The organism is Streptomyces sp. V4I8 (genome assembly GCF_041261225.1).
Classification (GTDB): Bacteria; Actinomycetota; Actinomycetes; order Streptomycetales; family Streptomycetaceae; genus Streptomyces.
The window spans coordinates 7342655-7366108 of the sequence record NZ_JBGCCN010000001.1 but is presented as its reverse complement, the minus strand read 5'-3'; the positions used below and the strand labels follow the sequence as shown (position 1 = coordinate 7366108).

Genomic DNA, 23454 nt, shown 5'->3' with positions numbered 1-23454 from the left:
CCGTCAGCCCTTGACCGCGCCGGTCAACATGCCCTTCTTGAAGTGCCGCTGGACAAACGGAGAGGCGACCGCGACGGGAATCAGCGCGAGGACCATGACAGCCATCTGCAGCCCCAGCGCGGAGAGTTGACCGGTACGCACCGCCTGCTGAAGACCGGTCGGCGCCTCGGTGTTCTTCTGGACCAGCTGGATGAGCACGTTCTGCAGCGGCATCATCTGCTGGTCGGTGAGATAGATGGAGGCGTTGAACCAGGCGCTCCAGTACCCGACCGCGTAGAACAGCGAGATGACGGCCAGCACGGCCCGCGACAGCGGCATGATGATGGTCAGCAGGATGCGCAGATCACTGGCCCCGTCGATGCGCGCGGACTCGGTGAGTTCGGGCGAGATCCCCATGAAGAACGCCCGCAGCACCAGGATGTTGAAGACACTGACCGCGCTCGGCAGGATCAGCGACAGATAGGTGTCGGTGAGCCCGAGCGATTGCACCAGCAGATACGTCGGAATGAGCCCGGCGCCGAAGAACATGGTCGCCATCATGGTCATCAGGAAGAACCGGTGCCCCAGACTGCCCGGCCGGGACAGCCCGTAGGCCGCGAGCACCGACACCGCCATGGAGAACAGCGTGCCGACGAGGGTGACCCCGACCGACACCATGATCGCCCGGCTGACCTGGCCGCCGCTGAGCAACTCCGTGTAGTTGACGAAGGTGATGCCCTGGGGGATCACGACGAGCCCGCCGACCCGGTCGATTACCGGTTTCGGGGAGAGGCTGGTGACGATCACGATCCACAGCGGGCCGAGCACCCCCAGACAGCACAGGAGCAGGAAGCCGCCCTTCGCTGTGAGTCCCACCTTGCTCGGCGGCTCCTCCCACACGGGGCGGGCGGGAGCCTTGAGGCTGCGGATGAGCTGCGTGTTGAGGCTCATTTCTTGTACACCCCCTGCTCGCCGAGCAGGTGCGCGAACTTGTTCGCACCCAGGACGAGACACACTCCGATGGCTCCCTTGACGAGGCCGACAGCGGCCGCGTAGCTGAAGTCGCCGTTCTGGATACCCATGTTCCACACATAGGTGTCGAGGACCTCACTGGCCCCCGCACCCACCGCGTAGCGCTGGAGCAGGAACTGCTCGAATCCGACGCTCAGCGCGTCACCCACCCGCAGGACCAGCAGCAGCGCGATCACCGGGCGCAGCGCGGGCAGCGTGACATGCCACATGCGGCGCCAGCGCCCGGCGCCGTCCATGGCGGCGGCCTCGTACAGGTCGGTGCTGACCGCGGCCAGCGCCGCGAGGAAGACGATGATCCCCCAGCCGGCGTCCTTCCACACGGCCTGCGCGGTGACCAGGTACTTGAAGAGGTCCGCGTTGGTCATCAGGTCGAAGCCGCTCCAGCCGTGGTCCTCCAGGGTCTGGGCGATGATGCCCGCGCCGCCGAAGATCTGCTGGAACACGGTGACCACGAGGACCCACGAGAAGAAGTGCGGCAGATACATGATCGCCTGCGCCACCGCCCGCACCCGGGGCCGGATCACGCTGTTGATGAGCAGCGCGAGGGCGATGGGAACCGGGAAGAACAGCACCAGTTGGAGCACGAACAGGACGATGGTGTTCTTCGCCGCGCTCCAGAACAGCGGGTCGTCCATCATCCGCGAGAACTGCTCCACGCCCACCCACGGGCTGTGGAAGATCGCCGTGACACCGTTGCTGGAGACGTACGGGTCGTAGTCCTGGAAGGCGACCACGTTGCCGAGCAGCGGGACGTAGTTGAAGAGCAACAGAAGGACGATGACGGGCAGCGTCATCAGGATGAGCGCGCGGTCGCGACGCCACCGGATCCGGAAGGGAACCCTGCCCGCCCGGCCCGCCCGGCCCGCCTTGCCCGGCACCCGAGCCTTCACCACCGCGGTGGCGACCGCGGCCGTCGGTTCCTCGACGGCCGCGGGGGGACGAGTCCCGTCGGGCCTGCTCCCGGCCGTGAGAGACATCAGTTGCCGCTGCCGTTCTTGTCGATGAGCTCCTTGTACCAGTCACGCAGCTTGTCGCCGCCGGAGGACCTCCAGGTGGAGATGGCCGCCTGGACGTCCGACAGCTTCCGGTTGCCGCGCACGTAGTCGATCTCCAGCTGCTCGAACTGGCTGGAGAGGTTGGCGTAGCGGGACGGCTCGACGATGTTCATGCCGAACGTCGACGTCTTCTTCATGAAGGCGCCCATCCGCTGCTGCCACTCGACCTGCTTGCGGGCGACCTCGGGGAAGTCGGGGTGGGCGTAGTAGGCGGCCGGCGCGGCCAGCATCACCCAGGCGTTGAGCACCTCGGAGTTGCCGAGGTCGTTCTTGACCGGGACGCCGTCCTTGACGGTGTAGTGGGTGCCCTCGACGCCGTAGTCGACGAGCATCCGCTCCTTGGTGCCGTAGGGCGCGGCCGCGAAGTCGGCGGCGGCCAGCGCGTTCTCCACGGTCTCCTTCGAGGCGCCCTTGCGGATCAGCGACCAGATGGTGGCGGGCTGGGACGCGTACAGCGTCGGGTCACCGCCGTCCGCGCCGAAGATGTCGATGGCGTCGATCTCGAGGTCCGGGTTGGACTGGGCCTGTTCGGCGGTCTTCCCGTACCAGTCGGCGATGTTGGCGTTGTAGACCAGGATCTGCCCGGCGGTGAACCGCTGGCCCGGGTCCCCCGAGCGCGCCTTGTCGTCGGGATGGACCACGCCGGCGGCGAACAGCTTGCGGACCCACTCCAGGGCCTCGAGGTATTCGGGCTGCTCGATGCGGTACGTCAGCTTGCCGTCGTCCCCGATGTCCCAGCCGATCGTGCCGGAGCCGCGGACACCGAAGATGTTCCATGCGCTCCAGGACATGTCGCCGCAGGCCCACACCTTGGCCTTGGAGCTGGTCGCCTCCTTGGCCCAGCTCATGAACTCGTCGGGCGACTTGGGTACCGAGTAGCCCTTCTTGTCGAAGAGGTCCTTGCGGTACTGGGGCGTGATCCAGCTCGCGGTGGCGGCCGGCATCGGGATGCCGCGCAGCGCGCCGCCGAAGATGCCCATGCGCCAGGCGTCGGAGGGGATCGCGGCCAGGTTCGGGTACTTCTTGACCTTGTCGCCCGCCAGGTAGGGGCCGAGGTCCATGAACTTCGCGGTGACCGCGTTGGAGATCTTGCCGACCAGTTCCCAGCCGGGCACGACCACCATGTCGGGTATGGAGCTGGAGGCGAGGACGGCGCCGAGCTTCTGGCCGTAGGTGTTGCCGTCCTGGTTCTGCCAGGTGATCTTGGTGCCCGCCGCGGCGTCGAGTGCCGTGTAGTAGGGGTTCCCGGGCTTGGGCGGGGAGCCCCAGAACGGGGACATGACCTTGAAGGAGGCGCCGGTGCCGAGCTTCTCCGGGACCGAGGTCTTCAGGGCCGCGAGGTCGACCTTGCCCGTGTAGCCGGCCGCCGAACCGTTCTTCGACGGCAGGTCCGGCTGGGCGACGGTGCTGGCGACGTAGGCCGGGAGCAGCTTGTCCGCTGCCTTGCCCGAAGTGGCACCCTCCCGCGAACCGGATTCCGAACCGCCGCAGGCGGCGAGCAGCGGCATCCCACCCGCCACCGCTGCGGTGGCGACCGCCGTGGAGGCGAGGAAGCTTCTCCGGCTGGGTCCGGAGGGGGCGGAGTCGGCGTTCGGCGTCATTGCGTCAACCCTTCATGGCGCACCTGGACACCCGGCGGTAGGCCGTCGGCTGCGGTGTCTTAAGTGGAACTGGCTGAGCTGAAGCGATCCTGCGACCACGGCCGAGGGGCACCCCGGAAGCGGGCGAGCCTCGCAGTCGAACTAGTCGAAGCGCTTCGATGTTGCTGCGAGGTTAAGTGAAGGCATGGGGGCGCACAAGGGTCGATTCCAAGATTCCTGGGGGGTATGGAGGATCCGGACGCTCTCTTACGGCGCTTGAAATAACGGTCAGGAGTCGGAGTTGTATCGCCGAGGTGTCTTGACACCCACCCCCGGATCGAATCAGCATCGAAGCGCTTCGAAAGCGCCTCGCCGCTCCATCGCAAGGGGATCCCCACGTGACCGCACAAACGCCGCCTACGCCGTCTTTCCGCGATCGGCAGCTGCCGTTCGCGAAGCGCATCGACGACCTTCTGTCGCGGCTCACGCTCGACGAGAAGATCGGATTCCTGCACCAGTTCGCGCCCGCCGTCGAGCGACTCGGCATCGACGCGTTCCGCACCGGCCAGGAAGCCCTGCACGGCGTGGCCTGGATGGGCCCGGCCACCGTCTTCCCCCAGGCGATCGGGCTCGGCGCGACCTGGAACACCGAACTCGTACGACGGGTCGGCGAGGCCGTCGGCAAGGAGACCCGCGCGATGCGCGCCCGCGACGACCGCGTGGGCCTGAACGTCTGGGCCCCCACCGTCAACCTGCTGCGCCACCCCCTGTGGGGCCGCAACGAGGAGGGCTACTCCGAGGACCCGAAGCTCACCTCCGCCATCGCCACCGCGTACACCCGTGGCCTGCGCGGCGACCACCCGACGTACTGGCGCACCGCGCCCGTCCTCAAGCACTGGCTGGCCCACAACAACGAGACGGGCCGCGACGTCACGTCGTCGTCGGTCCGCCCGCGGGTCCTGCACGAGTACGACCTGCGCGCCTTCCGCGAGACGGTCGAGGCGGGCGCGACGGCCGGGGTGATGCCGGCGTACAACCTGGTCAACGGCCGCCCCAACCATGTCTCGCCGTATCTGCGCGAGCACCTGCGCACCTGGACCGACGAGGACCTGCTGGTCTGCTCGGACGCGGGCGCGCCCTCGAACCTGGTGGACTCCGAGCACTACTTCGACACCCACGAGGAGGCCACGGCCGCCGCGCTGCTGGCCGGTGTCGACAGCTTCACCGACCACGGCACCGACAGCTCGAAGATCACCGCACGGGTGCGCGGGGCCCTGGGCCGGGGCCTGCTGACCGAGTCCGACATCGACACGGCGGTCCGCCGTCAGCTCTCGGTGCGCTTCCGGCTCGGTGAGTTCGACCCGGAATACGACCCGCACGCGCTCACCAAGGACTTCGACACCCCGGCTCACCGCGCCCTCGCCCAGGAGGCGGCCGAGCAGTCGGTCGTCCTGCTCAAGAACAGCGGGGGCCTGCTGCCGCTCGCCCCGGACACCCGGCTCGCGGTGGTCGGCCTGCTCGCCGACGAGTGCAAGCTCGACTGGTACAGCGGCACGCTCATCCACCGCTCCACCCCGCTGGAGGGCCTGTACGAGCGGTTCGGCGCGGAGCGGGTGGAGTTCGCGGAGGGCGTGGACCGGGTCCTGCTGAAGACCTCGACCGGAGCGTTCCTGCACGTCCCCGAGGCGGACGCGGCCGAAGCGGTGCGCGGCGCCGAGGGTGCCCTCGACCCGGCCCTGCTCGCCGGCCGCACCGACCTGCCCCCGCTGACCACCGACCCGACCGGCACCGAGTTCGCGCTCGTCGACTGGGGCGACGGCGTGCTGACCCTGCGCGCCCCCGACGGCCGCTATCTCTCGGTCGCCGAGGACGGCTGTGTCCGCGCCTCCGCCGACCAGCCCGGAGGCTGGGTCATCCAGGAGACGTTCCGCCTGGAAGCGCATGAGAACGGACACCTCCTCCGGCACATGGGTACGGGTCGCCACGTCTCAGTCGCCGCCGACGGCGTCAGGGTTGCCGAAGCGAATCCGGAAACTTTCCAGCTCATAGTCGTCGAAAGCGGGGAAGACGCAGTAACCCGGGTCGCCGCGCGGGCGGACGTGGTCGTCGTGGTCGCCGGCAACGACCCGCACATTCACGGCCGCGAGACCGAGGACCGCCCGACGCTGAACCTCCCGGCCCACCAGGAGCGCCTGCTGCGCGCCGCGCACGCCGCCAACCCGAACACGGTGCTGGCACTGGTGTCGGCGTACCCGTACGCCGTCGATCACTCGGCCCTTCCGGCGCTGCTGTGGATGTCGCACGGCGGCCAGGCGGCCGGCACCGCCCTGGCCCGTGTCCTGGCCGGTGACGTCTCCCCGGCCGGCCGTCTCCCGCAGACCTGGTACGCGGACGACAGCGACCTGCCCGACCTCCTCGACTACGACGTGATCGGCAGCCGCCAGACGTATTTGTACTTCGAGGGCACCCCGCTGTTCCCGTTCGGCCACGGCCTGTCGTACGCGGCCTTCTCCTACGCCGACCTCGGCACCCGCACGACGGACGACGCGCTGCACGTCTCCTTCACGGTCACCAACACCGGCGATGTGCCGGCCGACGAGGTGGCCCAGCTCTACACCCGCGCCGTGGACCCGACGGTGCCGCGTCCGCGCCGCGAACTGGTGGCACACAGCCGGGTGCGGCTGGCACCGGGCGAGCGGAGGGAGCTGAGCTTCGAGGTCCCGCTGTCGTCGTTCGGCTTCTGGGACGTGTCACGGGGCGACTGGCGCCGCGAGCCCGGCCCGTACGAGGTGCTGGCCGGCGCCTCCAGCGAGGACGTCCGCCTGCGGACGACGGTGATCCTGGACGGCGAGGCGTCCGCCCCGCGTCCAGTACTACGCCGCGGGCTGGCCGCGGCCGACTTCGACGAGCAGAGCGGCATCGCGATCGTCGACCGCACGAAGACGGCGGGCGACTCGGTGACGCCGGCGCAGAGCAGGTCGGGTGAACTCGTCTACCGGAACTGCGACTTCGGGGACGGTGTCACCGAGGTGACGGCGACGCTCTGCGGTGACGGGGCGGTCGAGGTGTCGCTGGACGGGGGCGCGGTGCTCGCCGTGCTGACGTCCGAGGCGGGGGACGACGCGAGTCCGTACGACTACGTGACAGCGCGCGCCGAGATCATCGCCGAGGGCGTCCGGGACGTCCACCTCAGGCTGCGCGGCCCGGTGCGGCTCGCGCACGTCGGCTTCTCCGGTTGAGGGTCCGGAAGAGGCTGACGTAAAGAAGGGGCCCGGCACCGGAAGGCATCGGTGCCGGGCCCCTTTCGAGAAGCCTAACTGAAAATGGATCCCATTTACTAGAGAGCGAGACCGGTGAGGACCAGCACCCGCTCGTAGGTGTAGTCGTCCATCGCGAACTTCACGCCCTCACGGCCCACGCCGGACTGCTTGGCACCGCCGTACGGCATCTGGTCGGCGCGGTAGGAGGGGACGTCGCCGATGACGACGCCGCCGACCTCCAGGGCGCGGTGCGCCCGGAAGGCGGTCTGCAGGTCATGCGTGAACACGCCCGCCTGGAGGCCGTACTTGGAGTCGTTGGCGGCGGCGAAGGCGGCGGCCTCCCCGTCGACCTTGTGCACCGTCAGGACCGGCCCGAAGACCTCCTCGCACGCGAGGGTGACGTCGGCGGGTACGTCGGTGAGGACGGTCGGCGCGTAGGAGGCGCCGTCGCGCTTGCCGCCGGTGACGAGGACGGCCCCGGCCGCGACGGCTTCGTCCACCCACGTCTCGACGCGCTGGGCGGCCTCCTCGCTGACCAGCGGGCCGACGTCGGTGGCGTCGTCGTTCGGGTCGCCGGTGACCTGGGCCTCGACCGCGGCGACGATGCGCGGCAGGAGCCGGTCGTAGACGGACGCGTCCGCGATCACCCGCTGCACGGAGATGCAGGACTGGCCGCCCTGGTAGTTGGAGAAGGTGGCGATGCGGGTCGCGGCCCAGTCGAGGTCCGCGTCGGAGGCGTAGTCGGCGAGCACGACCGCGGCGCCGTTGCCGCCCAGCTCCAGGGTGCAGTGCTTGCGCGGCACCGAGTCCATGATCGCGTAGCCGACCTTCTCCGAGCCGGTGAAGGAGATCACGGGCAGACGCGGGTCCTGCACGAGCGCGGGCATACGGTCGTTCGGCACCGGGAGGATGCTCCAGGAGCCGGCCGGAAGGTCGGTCTCGGCGAGGAGCTCACCGATGACGAGCCCAGACAGCGGGGTGGCCGGGGCGGGCTTCAGGATGATCGGCGCACCGGCGGCGATGGCCGGGGCGATCTTGTGGGCGCACAGGTTCAGCGGGAAGTTGAAGGGCGCGATGCCGAGGACTACGCCCTTGGGGAAGCGCCGGGTGAGGGCGAGCCGTCCCTGACCGCCGAGGTCGGTGTCGAGCCGCTGGGCCTCGCCGCCGTTGAACCGCCGGGCCTCCTCGGCCGCGAACCGGAACACGGACACGGCGCGGCCGACCTCGCCGCGGGCCCACTTCATGGGCTTGCCGTTCTCGGCGGAGATCAGCCGGGCGATCTCCTCGGTCCGCTCGACGAGCCGCTTGCTGACGTGGTCGAGGGCGGCGGCACGTACGTGGGCCGGGGTCGCGGCGAAGTCGTCGCGGACGGCGTACGCGGCGGCCACGGCCTCCTCGGTCTGCGCGTCCGTCGGCACGCTCACCTTGCCGACGACCCGCCCGTCCCAGGGGGAGGTCACATCGAAGCTGTCCTCGCCGCTGACCTGGCGGCCGGCGAGCCAGAAGGCGTGGGTGGCTGCCACATTGTCCGTTGGCATGTCGATTTCCCGGCCCTTCCGCGTTGGGGGTGTCCTGGTGTGTCGTGGTCCACGGTAGGGGTGTGGGGGCGGAGGGGTGGTTGTCCGGGGTGGAGTGGTGGGGGTGGGGGGTGTGCCGGTTTGGCGGGGTGGGTGGTGCGGCCAGGGAATTCTCGCCCCCGCCGCCCCTACCCGTCCCATCCCTGGGGGCTGCCGCCCCCAGACCCCCGCTTTCGGCCCTGAACGGGCCTCGTCCTCAAACGCCGGACGGGCTGAAAAAAAACCCAGCCCCTCCGGCGTTCGAGGAGCGGGGTCTGGGGCGGAGCCCCAGAAGGACGGGACGGGTAGGGGCGGCGGGGGCGAATCCGTCTACTCCCCCGACGTCGCCTTCAACGCCAGCCAGAGCTCCATCCGCACATCCGCGTCGTCCAGCGACCGGCCCAGGATCTCCTCCACCCGGCGCATCCGATACCGCAGGGTGTGCCGATGCACCCCGAGGTCCGCGGCGGCGGCGTCCCACTGCCCGTGCCGCGACAGCCACGCCCGCAGCGAGGCGACCAGGTCCCCCCGCCCCGTCGCGTCATGCTCGTGCAGCGCCCGCAGCAAGCTGTCCGCGAACGCCTTCACCGCATCGTCCGCGAGCAACGGCAGCACGGACCCGGCCGCCAGCTGCTCGTGCTCCACGAACACCCGCCCCCGCCGCCGCGCCACCGACAGCGCCTGCTCGGCCTGCTTGTAGGCCGCCGCCGCGGCGATCGGCCCGGCCGGCGCCGACAGCCCGACGACCAGCTCGTCCTCGTCGGCGCCCGACTGCTCCGGACCGGCCCCCGACCGCGCCGCCTCCAACGCCGCCGCGTACTCCGCACAGGCCGCCACCGCCGCACCCCCGTCCGCCGCGAGCACCACCAGCCGTGCCGTCTCCCCCTCCCCCTCCGGCACCACCAGCACCGCCTCCCCGGCCCGGGCCGCCGCGGACTCCACGATCTCGGTGAGCGCACCCAGCGGATCGCCGTGCACGCCGGCGGCGGTGGCCAGTACCGCGGCGGACGCCTTGGCCGGCCCCGCCCGCCCCCCGGAGTCGACGACCCGCGCCGCCGACACCGGGGCCGCCTCGGTGACGAGGACCCGGAAGGGCGCGTCCAGTAGCCCTCCGTAGAGGTCTCCGGCCACGGCCCGCGCGTGGTCCGGCTGCCCGGCGAGCAGCATGCGCAGCACCGCCGCCCCCACCCGCTGCTCGGCGGCCTGCAACGACCGCGACCGCTCGGTGGTCAGGGTCAGCAGCGCGATCGCCGAGTGGACGGCGTACCGCTCCGCCGTGCCGAGCGCCGCCGCCGTGCCCACGGCGAGGGCGGCGCGGGCCCGCCGTCCGGTGCCCAGGGTGTGCAGCTCGACCCGGTCCTCGTTCTCCGGCCCGCCGACCACGGACGACGCCGGCGCGGGCCGCTCCCGCAGCCGCTCCACATCCGCGGTGAGCCGGGCCGCCCGCCGCCCCGCCCACTCCGGCGCGGTCGCGACCAGGGCGCCGGACGCGTCGTACAGCGCCGCCCAGCCGTCCACCTGCGAGGCCAGCGCGGTCAGCAGCCCTTCCGGCCCGTCGGTCAACGCCTGCTTGGTCAGCTCCCGTTGCGCCGCGAACCCGGCCGTCACCGCCCGGTACTGGTCCGCCGCGATCGCCGCCGACACGGCCTTGCTGATGGCGAGGAAGGGGGTACGGCGGGGCACCTCCAGCAGCGGCAGGCCCTCCTCCGCCGCCGCGTCGACCAGCGCCTCGGGGATCTCCTCGTAGTTGACGCCGACCGCGAAGCCGAGTCCGACCACGCCCGCCCCGGCCAGCCGCCGCACATAGCGCCGCATCGCCTCGGGGTCCTCCGCGTCCAGCTTGAGCGCGGTGATCAGCAGCAGCTCCCCGCCCTCCATATAGGGCACCGGGTCGGCGAGCTCGCTGACGTGCGCCCAGCGCACGGGCACATCCAGGCGGTCCTCGCCCGCCCGCACGGTCAGCTTCAGCGCGGAGTGATGGACGAGCGAGGCGAGCGTGGGTGGCATGAGACCTTCAGGTCGGTGTGATCGTTGTGATCTTTTGGCCGCCATGTATGAACAGCCTGTGACGATTCTGCCTCACCGTACGGTCATGGGGTGACCTGAAGTCCGTACCTAACCCCGCAGATCCACCAGCAACGGCGGCGCGTGCTCGCCGTTGACACTGGTGAGCGACAGCACCGCGTGCCCCGGGGGCACCCCGTGCGCCAGCTCGGACGCCGACCACCGCTCCCGCTCGACCTGCCGCACGGTCACCGCCCGCGCGGTCGGCGCCTTGCCGGTGATCACCCGCCGCAGCGCGTGCACCGCCTTCCCGGCCGGTGTCTCGGCGATGATCTGCCGGTCGGTGACGTCCCGCGCCTCGGTCCACTCCTTGCCCCACACCTCGGCGAAGTCCTGCCCGTCCCACGGCGTCACCCCGGCCAGGGCCATCCGGCACCCGGCGGACCCGAGCAGCGGGCCGCGCAGCGGCCTCGGTACGTCGTCCAGGCTGCGCAGCGTAAGCACGGCGCCCGCGTTGCCGGACCGCAGCCGCTGGATGCCCCGCACGGCCTCGGGCGTCACGACCCCCGTCGCGTCGTCCAGCACCAGGCAGGCGAACAGCGACCGGTCCTCCCGTACCGCGATGCTCGCCGTGAACTGCGCCAGCACCAGCCGCGCCAGCATCCGCGAGGCCTCGGCGTGCCCGCGCGCGGGCAGATCGATGCGCACGCGGACGGGGTGGTCGAGGGCCTTCAGCGAGAACGGCCGCGACTGCCCCGACGTGTCGAAGAACCCGGCGAAGGCCGGCCGGTCGAGCAGCGCCACCCGGTCCGCGAGCACGGCCGCCACGTCGCCGGGGTGCCCCGACTGCCGTTCGCGGGCGTCGAGTTCCCGCAGCAGGCCCTCCTGTCCGGACCCCTCCAGCGCGGTGCGCAGCGCGCCGAGCGCCCCGGGGGCGCCGTCCAGCAGCTGCCGCAGCTCGGCCACGGACGGGAAGCGCTGGTGGACCGCCCGGAACGGCCCGAGCAGCTGGGCCAGCACGGTGGTGGAGCGGCGGCTGTCGCTGCCCGGGTGGGGGTCGGCCAGGTCCCCGACGAGCGCCTCGGCGAGCACGGCCGCGGCTTCGTCGGGGTCGCCGGTGCCGCCGTACAGGTCGAGGTCGTAGACCGAGTCCGGATTCCCGATCCGTACGACGACGTCGAAGGCGTCCTCCGGGCCGAGCCCCGCGCCCGCCGCGCCCACGACGACGACGGCGGCCCGTCCGGCCAGTGCGTGCAGGCACAGCGACTCGGCGAGCGGCCGCACGACGGTCCCCGTCTTGCCGGAGCCGGCCGGCCCGACCGCGAGCAGGGAGGTGCCGAGCAGGTCGGGGCCGAGGCCGAGCCCGGTGCCCCGGTAGGCGTACGGGTTGCGCGGATCGTCGGCAGTCGTGCCGAGCCGCACCTGGCCGCTGACGAGGTCGTGGCGGGCGACCCGGGCGGGCACGTCGCGCTCGCCCGACGGGTGCAGACAGGCGGCGGCGCCGTCCTTGAGCACGGCGCCGCTGAAGGTGGCGAGGTTGTGCCGCCCGCTGCGCACGCCCTGCCAGGCGCGGACGATCCGGGCGTAGTCGACATCGCGCATCAGCCCGGACCGGGCGTCGGCGGCGAGCCGCTCGGCGGCGTCCGCGGCACCGGCGGCGCGCAACGCGGGCCAGGACGCGGGGTCCTGCTCCGGGGCGGGCGGCCGCTCGGGCGTCGGGGTCGCCCTGCTCCAGGCCGGCGGGCCGAAGCGGCGCCAGACCTCGCCCCAGCGGCCCAGGCGGCCGACGCCGACCATGATGACCAGGGCGATGAGCGTGTAGTAGCTGTACCAGAGGATCGCGTTGCCGACGCGGTCGTTGTTCTCGCGCCAGGAGTCCGGGGTGAACAGCTCCAGAGGCAGCACCCACCAGCCGCCGAGATAGCCGTTCCAGAGCAGCGACCAGATCAGCCAGCCCACCAGGAACGCGATCACCGCCCCGCTGAGCAGCTGCCGCGTCGGGATCCGCTCGGGCTCCTCGTCCGGCCGGGGCACATGCCCCAGCCTCCACACGCCGGGCTGCGCCTCCGGCCGCGGCGCCCGCAGCCACGTCAGGAACGCCGAGGCGTCCGGCCCCGCTCCCGGCCCGGGCGCCCGGGCCGGCCGCGGCGGCACCGCGGGCGCCTCCGGGGGCACCGCCGGGCGCGGTACAGGCGTCGCGTGTGTGCCCCGCGCGTCCTGCGTCCCGTCGCTGTCCATCGCCCTTGCCCCCTGACCAGCCGTTCCATCCGTGCCATCCACCATCAGCGAGCCAATCTAACGCCCTCTCCTGGGGAGTTCACCGCTTACACGGCCGACGCAGCGGCCCGAGATGCTCCGGACATCGTCGTGGCCTGCCTCGCCCCGGTACCGCGACCGCTATGTCCACCACGGACAACCCGCTCCCCCGACAACGCCCACATGGAGCATGCCCACCCCCCACTCCCCGCCCTAGCCTGCGAGAAAAGAGAAGACAAGCGTCCGCAATCCGCAACACCCCCAGGAGCCCCTCATGAGCGCACTTCCGCAGGAGCGCCGCCTCGTCACCGCCATCCCCGGCCCGAAGTCGCAGGAGCTGCAGGCCCGCCGTACCGCCGCGGTCGCGCAGGGCGTGGGCTCCGTACTGCCCGTGTTCACCGCGCGTGCGGGCGGCGGCATCATCGAGGACGTCGACGGGAACCGGCTCATCGACTTCGGTTCGGGCATCGCCGTGACGTCCGTGGGGGCGTCCGCCGAGGCCGTCGTACGCCGGGCCTCCGCCCAGCTCACCGACTTCACCCACACCTGTTTCATGGTCACCCCGTACGAGGGCTACGTGGAGGTCGCCGAGGCCCTCGCCGAGCTCACCCCGGGTGACCACGCCAAGAAGTCGGCGCTGTTCAACTCCGGCGCCGAGGCCGTCGAGAACGCCGTCAAGATCGCCCGCGCGTACACCAAGCGCCAGGCCGTCGTCGTCTTCGACCACGGCTACCACGGCCGTACGAACCTCACCATGGCGCTGACCGCGAAGAACATGCCGTACAAGCACGGCTTCGGCCCCTTCGCGCCCGAGGTCTACCGGGTGCCGGTGGCCTACGGCTACCGCTGGCCGACCGGTGCGGAGAACGCCGGCCCGGAGGCCGCCGCGCAGGCCATCGACCAGATCAGCAAGCAGGTCGGCGCGGAGAACGTGGCCGCGATCATCATCGAGCCGGTGCTCGGCGAGGGCGGCTTCATCGAGCCGGCCAAGGGCTTCCTGCCCGCGATCCGCGAGTTCGCCTCGGACAACGGCATCGTGTTCGTCGCCGACGAGATCCAGTCCGGCTTCTGCCGCACCGGCCAGTGGTTCGCCTGCGAGGACGAGGGCATCGTCCCCGACCTGATCACGACCGCGAAGGGCATCGCCGGCGGCCTCCCGCTCGCCGCCGTGACCGGCCGCGCCGAGATCATGGACGCGGCGCACGCGGGTGGCCTGGGCGGCACCTACGGCGGCAACCCGGTCGCCTGCGCCGGTGCGCTGGGCTCCATCGAGACGATGAGGGAGCTGGACCTCAACGCCAAGGCGAAGGCGATCGAGGCCACCATGAAGGCCCGCCTCACCGCGATGGCCGAGAAGTTCGACATCATCGGCGACATCCGGGGCCGCGGCGCCATGATCGCCATCGAGCTGGTCAAGGACCGCGCCACCAAGGAGCCGAACGCGGAGGCGACCGCCGCGCTCGCCAAGGCCTGCCACGCCGAGGGCCTGCTGGTCCTGACCTGTGGCACCTACGGCAACGTGCTGCGCTTCCTGCCCCCGCTGGTCATCGGCGAGGACCTCCTCAACGAAGGTCTCGACATCATCGAGCAGGCCTTCACCCGCATCTGAGGTCACAGTAAAACCACTGGTGAGCGCGAGGTTCCCCGTCCCGGGAACCTCATCCGTCCCAGCCCTGGTGCCGTTCGCGATTCCGGGGCTGGGGTGGCCGGCGTCAGAGCGTGTGAAGAAGGTGTGCGAGGTGGATGTCAGGACGCGATTCCGTCTGTCTAACGCCATCGCCCTGTCGTAGGTTCTAACCAGATGAGAGATACACCCCGCCCAGAGGGGACTCTGGGCGACATCGGGCCGAGGCCTCCCCAGCTTCGACCTGGTCGTGCCCTCGCGCACACACCCGGAGCTTCCGGCTCCGGATCTCCTCACCGATCGGACAGTCGCCCGCCCCAAACCCCCCGGGGCGTGCGACGATCCGATCCGGACGGCCGCCTCGGAACCACCCCCCCTGTTCCGGGGCGGCCGACCTCCCTCTTCCTCCTTCTCGGGCTTCCCGCCCTTCTCTTCGCGCTCATCACCTGGCAGGTGATGAGCGTCGGCCCGTTGCTGGACCTCGACGCGGCGGCCAGCCGGGCCCTGGTCCACCCGGACCGTTTCTCCGAACTCCTCGCCGACCTGGGCAGTGTGCCGGTCGCGGTGCCGGTCCTCGCCGTGGCCCTGGCGTATGTCACCTGGCGGCAGCGCCGCATTGGTACACACCACTGGTGGCTGCCGGCCGCCTCCGCGGCCCTGCTCATGGTGCTGGTCCCGGCGCTGGTGGTCCCCCTCAAGGTGCTGACCGACCGTCCCGGCCCTCCCGTCGTGCCGCCCGCCACCGGCTACTACCCGTCCGGCCACACGGCCACGGCCGCCGTCGCCTACGGTGCCGCGACCCTGCTGCTCCTGCCGTGGCTGACCTCCATACTCGCCCGCCGCGCACTCCTCGTCGGCTGCGCCGCCCTCAACCTCGGCGTCGGCTACGGGCTGGTCCGGCGCGGCTACCACTGGCCACTGGACGTGGTGGCCAGTTGGTGCCTCTGTACGGCGCTGCTCTCACTGCTGTGGCTGTACCTCGCCCGACGGGACCGCCGCCGTCCTCAGCCGAAGTAGCCGTCGAACGTCCGCCGGAACTCCCGGCCGCCGTACCGGTCCCTGGAGTGGCACCCGTCGCGGCACCGCCCTGGGGTCTGTCGTTTGGATCAGGCCGGCCGGGAGGTACTGCGCCTTCGAGTCGACCCCGCGACGCCGGCATGATCCAAACGACAGGCCCTAGTCGTCGGCCAAGCCGGCGGCAGCCTCATGCATGGCCAGTTCCAGGAGTGCCGGGTCCGTGAGAGTGCCGGTGCCGTCCGGGGGGACCAGCCAGCGGACGGCGCCGGCGGAGCGGCCTGGGTACGGCACGACGATCCAGGTGCCGGCCCCGGCCGTACGGATGCCGGTGCCGAGCCAGCGGGCCGCCGTGCCGGGCGGCACGAAGAAGCCCATGCGTGAGTCGCCGAAGTCGACCAGGACCGGGCCGGGTCGGTCGAGGATGCGGGTGAGGACGTCGAGGGTCGGATAGCCGAGCTCGCCCGGCAGGATGAGGACGTCCCAGGCCTTGCCGGCCGGCAGCAGGGCGACCCCGAGGGGGCTGCGCTCCCACTCCCATCGGCAGGCCTCGGGATCCGGCGCAACGGATGCCAGCCACTCGACCGCCGTCTTCGCCCCTGTCATGACGGTGACCTCCCTGTTCTCTGCGTGGACGCTGATCGCGTCACCAGGGAGAGGGAGGTCACCGGCAGGCATTACGCGGGTTCCCGCCACCAATTCATGGTGACCTGGGTCACCCTCAGGCCAGAGCCGTCCTCAGCTGTCGAAGCCGAGGCCGAGCCGGTCCATCGCCTTCAGCCACAGATTGCGCCGCCCGCCGTGCGCGTCGGCGCGGGCCAGCGACCACTTGGTGAGCGCGATGCCCGTCCAGGCGAAGGGCTCCGGCGGGAAGGGCAGCGGCTTTTTGCGGACCATCTCCAGCTGGGTGCGCTCCGTGGGCTCCCCCGCCAGAAGGTCCAGCATCACGTCCGCGCCGAAGCGCGTGGCCCCCACGCCGAGGCCCGTGAAGCCCGCCGCGTAGGCCACCTTGCCCTGGTGGGCCGTGCCGAAGAACGCCGAGAAGCGCGAGCAGGTGTCGATCGCGCCGCCCCACGCGTGCGTGAAGCGGACGCCCTCCAGCTGCGGGAAGCAGGTGAAGAAGTGCCCGGCGAGCTTGGCGTACGTCTCGGGGCGGTCGTCGTACTCGGCCCGCACTCGACCGCCGTACGGGTAGATGGCGTCGTATCCACCCCACAGGATGCGGTTGTCGGCGGAGAGCCGGAAGTAGTGGAACTGGTTGGCCGAGTCGCCGAGGCCCTGACGGTTCTTCCAGCCGATCGACGCGAGCTGTTCCCCGGAGAGGGGCTCGGTCATCAGGGCGTAGTCGTAGACCGGGACGGTGTAGGCGCGGACGCGCTTGACCAGGTTGGGGAAGATGTTCGTGCCGAGCGCGACCTTGCGGGCGCGGACCTGGCCGTAGGGGGTGCGTACGGCCATTCCGGCGCCGTACGGCTTCAGGGTGAGGGCGGGGGTGTGCTCGTAGATGCGGACGCCGAGGTCGAGGCACGCCCGCTTCAGGCCCCACGCCAGCTTGGCCGGGTTGACCATGGCGACGCCCCGGCGGTCGTAGAGGCCCGCCTGGAAGGTCGGTGAGTCGACCTGGGCCCGTACGGCCTCGGCGTCCAGGAACTCGACGCCGTCGGCGAGGCCCTTGTCCCGCAACTCCTCGTACCAGTCGCGTAGTTCCCACGCCTGGTACGTCTCGGTGGCGACGTCGATCTCGCCGGTGCGCTCGAAGTCGCAGTCCAGGGAGTAGCGGGCGACCGCCTTCTCGATCTCGTCGAGGTTGCGGGCGCCCAGCTCCTCCAGCTGGTGGATCTCGTCCGGCCAGCGGGTGAGCCCGTTGGGCAGACCGTGGGTGAGGGAGGCGGCGCAGAAGCCGCCGTTACGGCCGGAGGCGGCCCAGCCCACCTCGCGGCCTTCGAGCAGGACGACATCCCGCTGCGGGTCGCGCTCCTTGGCGATGAGCGCGCTCCACAGTCCGCTGTAGCCACCGCCGACGACCAGCAGATCGCAGGTCTCGGCGCTGGTCAGGGCGGGCTCGGGGTGGGGCCTGCCGGGGTCGTCCAGCCAGTACACGACCGGCTGGGCGTCGGAAAGGGATTTCGTCCAGTTGTTGCCACGACTCATGGCGCTCGGGGCCATGATTTCAACTCCCTACAGGGGTTTACGCCTTTTGCTTGGTACGGCGATTACTGATGACCATGGAGGCCAGGACGAACAGTACGGCGATGACGAACATGGCCGTGCCGATGACGTTGATCTGAACGGGCGTTCCGCGCTGGGCCGATCCCCAGACGAACATCGGGAAGGTGACGGTGGAGCCCGCGTTGAAATTGGTGATGATGAAATCGTCGAAGGAGAGCGCGAAGGCGAGCAGTGCGCCCGCCGCGATTCCGGGGGCGGCGATCGGCAGGGTGACCCTGACGAACGTCTGGACCGGGCCGGCGTACAGGTCCTGGGCGGCCTGCTCCAGCCTCGGGTCCATCGACATCACGCGCGCCTTCACCGCCGTCACGACGAAGCTCAGGCAGAACATGATGTGGGCGATGAGGATCGTCCAGAAGCCCAGCTGGGCACCCATGTTGAGGAACAGGGTGAGCAGCGAGGCCGCCATGACGACCTCGGGCATCGCCATCGGCAGGAAGATCAGCGAGTTCACTGCGCCCCGCGCGCGGAAGCGGTAGCGGACCAGCGCGAAGGCGATCATCGTGCCGAGGAGCGTGGCGCCCAGCGTCGCCCAGAACGCGATCTGGAGGCTGAGGGACAGCGATCCGCACAGGTCGGACACGCCGCACGGGTCCTGCCAGGCGGCCGTGGAGAACTCCTGCCATTCGTAGTTGAAACGCCCCTTCGGTTTGTTGAAGGAGAAGACCGTGACGACGATGTTCGGCAGGAGGAGATAAGCGAGCGTCAGCAGTCCCGCGATGACGACGAGATGGCGCTTGAGCCAGTTCACGCTCGTGCCGAATATGCGACTCTGTCGCGTGTTCATTTAAACCAGATCCTCCGTGCCGGACCTGCGGATATAGACCGTCACCATGACGAGGATGGCGGCCATGAGGATGAAGGAGAGCGCCGCGGCCGTCGGATAGTCCAGAATCCGCAGGAACTGCGTCTGGATGACGTTGCCGACCATGCGGGTGTCCGTGGAGCCGAGCAGGTCCGCGTTGACGTAGTCACCGGCCGCCGGGATGAAGGTCAGCAGCGTGCCGGAGACGACGCCCGGCATCGACAGCGGGAAGGTGACCTTGCGGAAGGTGGTGATCGGCTTGGCGTACAGATCGCCGGCCGCCTCGTGCAGCCGGCCGTCGATGCGCTCCAGCGAGGTGTAGAGCGGCAGCACCATGAACGGCAGGAAGTTGTAGGTCAGACCGCACACCACCGCGAGCGGCGTGGCCAGCACGCGGTCGCCGGAGGTCATGCCGAGCCAGCTGGTGACGTCCAGGACGTGCAGCGTGTTGAGGGCACCGACGACCGGGCCGCCGTCCGCGAGGATCGTCTTCCAGGCGAGGGTGCGGATCAGGAAGCTGGTGAAGAACGGCGCGATCACCAGGATCATGATCAGGTTCTTCCAGCGGCCCGCGCGGAAGGCGATGAGGTACGCGAGCGGGTAGCCGAGGATCAGGCACAGGACCGTCGCCGAGCCGGCGTAGAGCACCGAGCGCAGGAACTGCGGGTAGTACCCGGACAGCGCGTCCCAGTAGGTGGCGAAGTGCCAGGTGACCTTGTAGCCCTCCTCCAGGGAGCCCGTCTGCACGGACGTGGAGGCCTGGTAGATCATCGGCAGCGCGAAGAAGACCAGCAGCCACAGGATGCCGGGGAGCAGCAGCCAGTACGGGACGAGACGGCCGCGCTTGCGCGGGGGCTTCTTCTCGGGGGCCGTCGGGGTCAGAGGCGGTGGCGCCTCGGTGAGCGTCGACATCAGGCGGCCGCCCCTTCCTCGACACCGGCGTCGATGTCCTGCGCCGCGTCGAGGCCGAAGGTGTGGGCGGGGCTCCAGTGCAGGATGACGTCGGCGCCGGGGACCAGGCGGGGGTCGCGGTCGACGTTCTGGACGTAGACCTCGAAGTCCGGGCAGACGGCGCTGTCGACGACGTACTGGGTGGAGACGCCGATGAAACTGCCGTTGGTGATCTTGCCGGTGATGCGGTTGCGGCCCTCGGGGATCTCGCCCGCGTCGTCGGCGTGGGTGAGCGAGATCTTCTCCGGGCGGACGCCCACCAGTACCTTGCCGCCGGTCGTCGTGGCCGCGCTGCACCTCGCCTCGGGGAGGACGAGCTTGCCGCCGCCCGCCTTCAGGACTATGTCGTCGCCGCTCTTGGAGTCGACCTCGGCCTCGATGAAGTTGGAGGTGCCGAGGAAGTTGGCGACGAAGGTCGTGCGCGGGTTCTCGTAGAGGTCGGTCGGCGAGCCGAGCTGCTCGACGCGGCCCACGTTCATCACGGCGACCGTGTCGGCCATCGTCATGGCCTCCTCCTGGTCGTGCGTGACGTGCACGAAGGTGATGCCGACCTCGGTCTGGATGCGCTTGAGCTCCAGCTGCATCTGGCGGCGCAGCTTGAGGTCGAGGGCGCCGAGGGGCTCGTCGAGGAGGAGCACCTTGGGGTGGTTGATGAGCGCGCGGGCGACGGCGACGCGCTGCTGCTGGCCACCCGACAGCTGGTGCGGCTTCTTGCGGGCCTGCTCGCCGAGCTGGACGAGGTCCAGCATGTCCTCGACCTGCTTCTTCACCGACTTGATGCCACGCCGGCGCAGGCCGAAGGCGACGTTCTCGAAGATGTCGAGGTGCGGGAAGAGGGCGTAGGACTGGAAGACCGTGTTCACCGGCCGCTTGTACGGCGGCAGGGCGGTCACGTCCTGGTCACCGAGGTGGACGGTGCCGGAGGAAGGTTCCTCCAGACCGGCGATCATGCGCAGGGTGGTGGTCTTGCCGCAGCCGGAGGCGCCGAGCAGGGCGAAGAAGGAGCCCTGCGGCACGGTCAGGTCGAGCGGGTGTACGGCGGTGAAGGAGCCGTAGGTCTTGGCTATGCCGGAGAGGCGGACGTCGCCGCTGGTGTCGTTCGTCATGGTGTGGTCACGCCCCTGTGAGCTTCGCGAACTTCTCTTCGTAGGCCGTCTCTTCCTTCGAGCTCAGGGAGCGGAAGGCGCGGGACTGTGCCTGCATGGCCTTGTCGGGGAGGATCAGCGGGTTGTTCGCCGCGTCCTCGTCGATCTTCGCGAGCTCTTCCTTCACGCCGTCGACGGGACAGACGTAGTTGATGTAGGCGGCGAGCTCGGCGGCGGGCTTCGGCTCGTAGTAGTAGTCGATGAGCCGCTCGGCGTTCGTCTTGTGACGGGCCTTGTTGGGGATCAGCATGTTGTCGCTGGACGTCATGTAGCCGCTGTCCGGGATCAGGAAGTCGATGTCCGGGCTGTCGGCCTTGAGCTGTACGACGTCCCCGGCCCAGGCGAGGCAGGCGGCGAAGTCGCCGCTGGTGAGGTCGGAGGTGTAGTCGTTGCCGGTGAACCGGCGGATCTGCTTGTTGTCGACGGCCTTCTGCAGGCGGGCGATCGCCGCGTCGTAGTCGTCGTCGGTGAACTTGGCGGGGTCCTTGCCCATGTCGAGCAGGGTCATCCCGATGGTGTCGCGCATCTCGGTGAGGAAGCCGACGCGGCCCTTGAGCTTGGGGTTGTCGAGCAGGTCCGAGACCGTCTTCACCTCGACGCCGTCGAGCGCCTTCTTGTTGTAGGCGATGACCGTCGAGATGCCCTGCCAGGGGTACGAGTACGCCCGTCCCGGATCCCAGTCGGGATCGCGGAACTGCTGGGACAGGTTGGCGAAGGCGTGCGGCAGGTTGGACGGGTCCAGTTTCTGGACCCACCCGAGGCGGATGAGACGGCCGGCGAGCCAGTCGGTGAGGACGATGATGTCGCGCCCGGTGTCCTGGCCGGCGGCGAGCTGCGGCTTGATCTTCCCGAAGAACTCGTTGTTGTCGTTGATGTCCTCGGTGTACTTGACCTTGATGCCGGTCCGCTTCGCGAACTGCTCCAGCGTCGGATGGTGCTTCCCGGAGTCGTCGACGTCCATGTACTCGGTCCAGTTGGAGAAGCTGACCTCCTTCTCCTTCGCCGAGTGGTCCTCGGCGGACATGCCGCCCTCGGTCTTGCCGGCCGCGGGGATCCCGCAGGCGCTGAGCGTCCCGAGGCCGCCCAGCGCGAGCGCGCCGCCCGTGGAGGCGCGCAGCAGGGAACGGCGGGTCATGGCGGCCCGGCCGTTGCGGAGGCTGCGCCGCATGGCGGCCACTTGGGCCGGGGACAGGCGGTCGGGCTCGTACTGCTCCATGCGCGTGGTGCCCTTTCGGAGGGAGGGCGGCAGGCCGCGGGTCGGTCGGCCTGCCGCTCCTGTCTGGTCTGACTATCGGTCCCCGAAGACGGTGCGGTGCCAGTCCTTCGCGGCGACCGCCGTGTTGTCGAACATGACGTGCTTGATCTGGGTGTACTCCTCGAACGAGTACGCGGACATGTCCTTGCCGAAGCCGGACGCCTTGTAGCCGCCGTGCGGCATCTCGCTGATGATCGGGATGTGGTCGTTGACCCACACGCACCCCGCCTTGATCTCGCGGGTGGCGCGGTTCGCCCGGTAGACGTCGCGGCTCCAGGCCGAGGCGGCGAGGCCGTACGGGGTGTCGTTGGCGAGGCGGATCCCCTCGTCGTCGCTGTCGAACGGCAGGACGACCAGGACCGGCCCGAAGATCTCGGACTGGACGATCTCGCTGTCCTGGGCCGCGTCGGCGACGAGGGTGGGCCGGTAGTACGCGCCGTCCTTGAGTTCGCCCTGGGGAGCCTCTCCGCCGGTGACCACGCGCGCGTAGGCACGCGCACGGTCGACGAAACCGGCGACCCGGTCCCGCTGGACGTGCGAGATCAGCGGCCCGAGATCGGTACCCGGCGCGAACGGATCACCGAGCCGGACGCTCTCCATGAGGGCGGCGGTCCGCTCGACGAAGGCTTCATACAGCGGTCGCTGCACATACGCGCGCGTGGCGGCCGTGCAGTCCTGCCCGGTGTTGATGAGCGAGCCCGCGACGGCACCGTGAGCGGCCGCTTCGAGGTCGGCGTCGTCGAAGACGACGAAGGGCGCCTTGCCACCGAGCTCGAGATGGATCCGCTTGACGGTCGCCGTGGCGATCTCGGCGACGCGCTTGCCGACGGCCGTGGACCCGGTGAAGGAGGTCATGGCGACGTCGGGGTGCCCGACGAGATGCTCGCCCGCTTCCTTGCCGGTCCCGGTGATGATGTTGATGACACCGTCCGGGATCCCGGCGTCGGTGGCGGCCTGCGCGAAGAGAAGCGAGGTCAGCGGGGTCAGCTCGGCCGGCTTCAGCACGATGGTGTTGCCCGCGGCGATCGCCGGGAGGACCTTCCAGGCGGCCATCTGGAGGGGGTAGTTCCAGGGGGCGATGGACCCGACGACACCGATGGGCTCGCGGCGCACGTACGAGGTGTGGTCCCCCGAGTACTCCCCTGCGGACTGCCCCTGGAGATGCCGGGCGGCGCCCGCGAAGAAGGCGGTGTTGTCGATGGTCCCCGGCACGTCGAACTCACGGGTCAGCTTCAGCGGCTTCCCGCACTGCAGGGACTCGGCGCGGGCGAAATCCTCGGCGCGCTCGGCGAGCACGGCGGCGAAACGGTGCAGCGCGTCGGAGCGTTCGCCCGGGGTGGTCGCGGCCCAGCCGGGGAAGGCCGCACGCGCGGCGGCGACGGCCGCGTCGACGTCATCGGTGCCGGCCAGGTCGTACGTGTACACCTCCTCGCCGGTGGCGGGGTCGACGACGGCATGGGTACGCCCCGAGGTCCCCTTCGCCGGCCGGCCCGCGATGTACTGCGCGCCGTCCGCGAAGCGGTCCTGGGCCGGGAATCGTTCCGGGGTGGCGGTGCCCGGGTTGTGCATGTCGCTCCCTCCGTGCCCCGAGATGGGGCCGGCGTGGCTCAGGCTCGATTTGAGTGCCGATCCTGACAGAGCAGGAAGGCTCCAACAAGTGATTCCGTTGTTGCCTTTTGGTTACGCGACGGAATCTGTCGACCAGGTGT

At 70.4% G+C, this 23454-nt stretch carries 16 protein-coding genes; 3 read left to right on the top strand and 13 right to left on the bottom strand.

Annotation, left to right across the window (positions count from 1 at the left end; translation table 11 throughout):
* Positions 1-3: 3 nt before the first annotated feature.
* From ABIE67_RS33600 to ABIE67_RS33590, 3 genes are read right to left on the bottom strand one after another with little or no spacing between them, the layout of a single operon-like run.
* Positions 4-930 carry a carbohydrate ABC transporter permease gene (locus ABIE67_RS33600; RefSeq protein ID WP_370265134.1) on the bottom strand — a complete coding sequence of 309 codons (927 nt, stop codon included), beginning with the start codon at positions 928-930 and terminating at the stop codon, positions 4-6.
* Positions 927-1988 carry an ABC transporter permease gene (locus ABIE67_RS33595; RefSeq protein WP_370265133.1) on the bottom strand — a complete coding sequence of 354 codons (1062 nt, stop codon included), beginning with the start codon at positions 1986-1988 and terminating at the stop codon, positions 927-929. Before ABIE67_RS33595 ends, ABIE67_RS33600 begins: the two co-directional genes overlap by 4 nt.
* On the bottom strand, positions 1988-3667 hold the full coding sequence (locus tag ABIE67_RS33590; RefSeq protein ID WP_370265132.1) for an extracellular solute-binding protein: 1680 nt from the start codon (positions 3665-3667) through the stop codon (positions 1988-1990). Before ABIE67_RS33590 ends, ABIE67_RS33595 begins: the two co-directional genes overlap by 1 nt.
* A 377-nt stretch (positions 3668-4044) precedes the next feature.
* On the opposite strand from ABIE67_RS33590, the gene ABIE67_RS33585 reads away from it, so the two are divergent.
* The gene (locus tag ABIE67_RS33585; protein ID WP_370265131.1) at positions 4045-6885 is read left to right on the top strand and encodes a glycoside hydrolase family 3 C-terminal domain-containing protein; all 2841 of its coding nucleotides are present in this window, start codon (positions 4045-4047) and stop codon (positions 6883-6885) included.
* Positions 6886-6983: 98 nt separating this feature from the next.
* On the opposite strand, the gene ABIE67_RS33580 is transcribed toward ABIE67_RS33585, so the two are convergent.
* The 3 genes from ABIE67_RS33580 to ABIE67_RS33570 form a co-directional block, all read right to left on the bottom strand.
* Complete coding sequence (locus ABIE67_RS33580) at positions 6984-8429, bottom strand: aldehyde dehydrogenase family protein (protein WP_370269194.1); 1446 nt, start codon at positions 8427-8429, stop codon at positions 6984-6986.
* 363 nt (positions 8430-8792) lie between these two features.
* Complete coding sequence (locus ABIE67_RS33575) at positions 8793-10469, bottom strand: PucR family transcriptional regulator (protein ID WP_370265130.1); 1677 nt, start codon at positions 10467-10469, stop codon at positions 8793-8795.
* Positions 10470-10577: 108 nt separating this feature from the next.
* Positions 10578-12704 carry an ATP-binding protein gene (locus tag ABIE67_RS33570; protein WP_370265129.1) on the bottom strand — a complete coding sequence of 709 codons (2127 nt, stop codon included), beginning with the start codon at positions 12702-12704 and terminating at the stop codon, positions 10578-10580.
* A 292-nt stretch (positions 12705-12996) separates the two neighbouring features.
* On the opposite strand from ABIE67_RS33570, the gene gabT reads away from it, so the two are divergent.
* Together gabT and ABIE67_RS33560 are read left to right on the top strand one after the other, a co-directional pair.
* Positions 12997-14331, top strand: a complete 1335-nt coding sequence (gene gabT, locus ABIE67_RS33565) for a 4-aminobutyrate--2-oxoglutarate transaminase (RefSeq protein WP_370265128.1) — start codon at positions 12997-12999, stop codon at positions 14329-14331.
* 348 nt (positions 14332-14679) lie between these two features.
* Complete coding sequence (locus ABIE67_RS33560) at positions 14680-15363, top strand: phosphatase PAP2 family protein (protein ID WP_370265127.1); 684 nt, start codon at positions 14680-14682, stop codon at positions 15361-15363.
* Positions 15364-15522: 159 nt separating this feature from the next.
* Here ABIE67_RS33560 and ABIE67_RS33555 read toward each other — a convergent pair whose 3' ends face one another.
* The 7 genes from ABIE67_RS33555 to ABIE67_RS33525 all read right to left on the bottom strand — a co-directional run bounded on the left by ABIE67_RS33555 (position 15523) and on the right by ABIE67_RS33525 (position 23314).
* Positions 15523-15966 carry a hypothetical protein gene (locus ABIE67_RS33555; RefSeq protein WP_370265126.1) on the bottom strand — a complete coding sequence of 148 codons (444 nt, stop codon included), beginning with the start codon at positions 15964-15966 and terminating at the stop codon, positions 15523-15525.
* 132 nt (positions 15967-16098) lie between these two features.
* Entirely contained in the window at positions 16099-17526 is a 1428-nt protein-coding gene (locus ABIE67_RS33550; RefSeq protein ID WP_370265125.1) for an NAD(P)/FAD-dependent oxidoreductase, read from the bottom strand.
* Between the two features lie 22 nt (positions 17527-17548).
* On the bottom strand, positions 17549-18376 hold the full coding sequence (locus tag ABIE67_RS33545) for an ABC transporter permease (RefSeq protein ID WP_370265124.1): 828 nt from the start codon (positions 18374-18376) through the stop codon (positions 17549-17551).
* Entirely contained in the window at positions 18377-19306 is a 930-nt protein-coding gene (locus ABIE67_RS33540) for an ABC transporter permease (protein ID WP_370265123.1), read from the bottom strand.
* A complete protein-coding gene (locus tag ABIE67_RS33535; RefSeq protein WP_370265122.1) occupies positions 19306-20451 on the bottom strand; it encodes an ABC transporter ATP-binding protein in 1146 nt (381 codons plus the stop codon). The genes ABIE67_RS33540 and ABIE67_RS33535 overlap by 1 nt, the downstream gene beginning before the upstream one ends.
* Positions 20452-20458: 7 nt before the next feature.
* Entirely contained in the window at positions 20459-21706 is a 1248-nt protein-coding gene (locus ABIE67_RS33530; protein ID WP_370265121.1) for a PotD/PotF family extracellular solute-binding protein, read from the bottom strand.
* 72 nt (positions 21707-21778) lie between these two features.
* On the bottom strand, positions 21779-23314 hold the full coding sequence (locus ABIE67_RS33525; RefSeq protein WP_370265120.1) for a gamma-aminobutyraldehyde dehydrogenase: 1536 nt from the start codon (positions 23312-23314) through the stop codon (positions 21779-21781).
* Positions 23315-23454 lie beyond the last annotated feature (140 nt).

What these genes read in the sequence shown, in the direction of transcription:
- ABIE67_RS33555 (WP_370265126.1), bottom strand. Translation starts at nt 15,966, where the DNA reads ATGACAGGGGCGAAGACGGCGGTCGAGTGGCTGGCATCCGTTGCGCCG.
- ABIE67_RS33595 (WP_370265133.1), bottom strand. Translation starts at nt 1,988, where the DNA reads ATGTCTCTCACGGCCGGGAGCAGGCCCGACGGGACTCGTCCCCCCGCG.
- ABIE67_RS33540 (WP_370265123.1), bottom strand. Translation starts at nt 19,306, where the DNA reads ATGTCGACGCTCACCGAGGCGCCACCGCCTCTGACCCCGACGGCCCCC.
- gabT (WP_370265128.1), top strand. Translation starts at nt 12,997, where the DNA reads ATGAGCGCACTTCCGCAGGAGCGCCGCCTCGTCACCGCCATCCCCGGC.
- ABIE67_RS33545 (WP_370265124.1), bottom strand. Translation starts at nt 18,376, where the DNA reads ATGAACACGCGACAGAGTCGCATATTCGGCACGAGCGTGAACTGGCTC.
- ABIE67_RS33570 (WP_370265129.1), bottom strand. Translation starts at nt 12,704, where the DNA reads ATGGACAGCGACGGGACGCAGGACGCGCGGGGCACACACGCGACGCCT.
- ABIE67_RS33575 (WP_370265130.1), bottom strand. Translation starts at nt 10,469, where the DNA reads ATGCCACCCACGCTCGCCTCGCTCGTCCATCACTCCGCGCTGAAGCTG.
- ABIE67_RS33590 (WP_370265132.1), bottom strand. Translation starts at nt 3,667, where the DNA reads ATGACGCCGAACGCCGACTCCGCCCCCTCCGGACCCAGCCGGAGAAGC.
- ABIE67_RS33530 (WP_370265121.1), bottom strand. Translation starts at nt 21,706, where the DNA reads ATGGAGCAGTACGAGCCCGACCGCCTGTCCCCGGCCCAAGTGGCCGCC.
- ABIE67_RS33600 (WP_370265134.1), bottom strand. Translation starts at nt 930, where the DNA reads ATGAGCCTCAACACGCAGCTCATCCGCAGCCTCAAGGCTCCCGCCCGC.
- ABIE67_RS33535 (WP_370265122.1), bottom strand. Translation starts at nt 20,451, where the DNA reads ATGACGAACGACACCAGCGGCGACGTCCGCCTCTCCGGCATAGCCAAG.
- ABIE67_RS33525 (WP_370265120.1), bottom strand. Translation starts at nt 23,314, where the DNA reads ATGCACAACCCGGGCACCGCCACCCCGGAACGATTCCCGGCCCAGGAC.
- ABIE67_RS33550 (WP_370265125.1), bottom strand. Translation starts at nt 17,526, where the DNA reads ATGGCCCCGAGCGCCATGAGTCGTGGCAACAACTGGACGAAATCCCTT.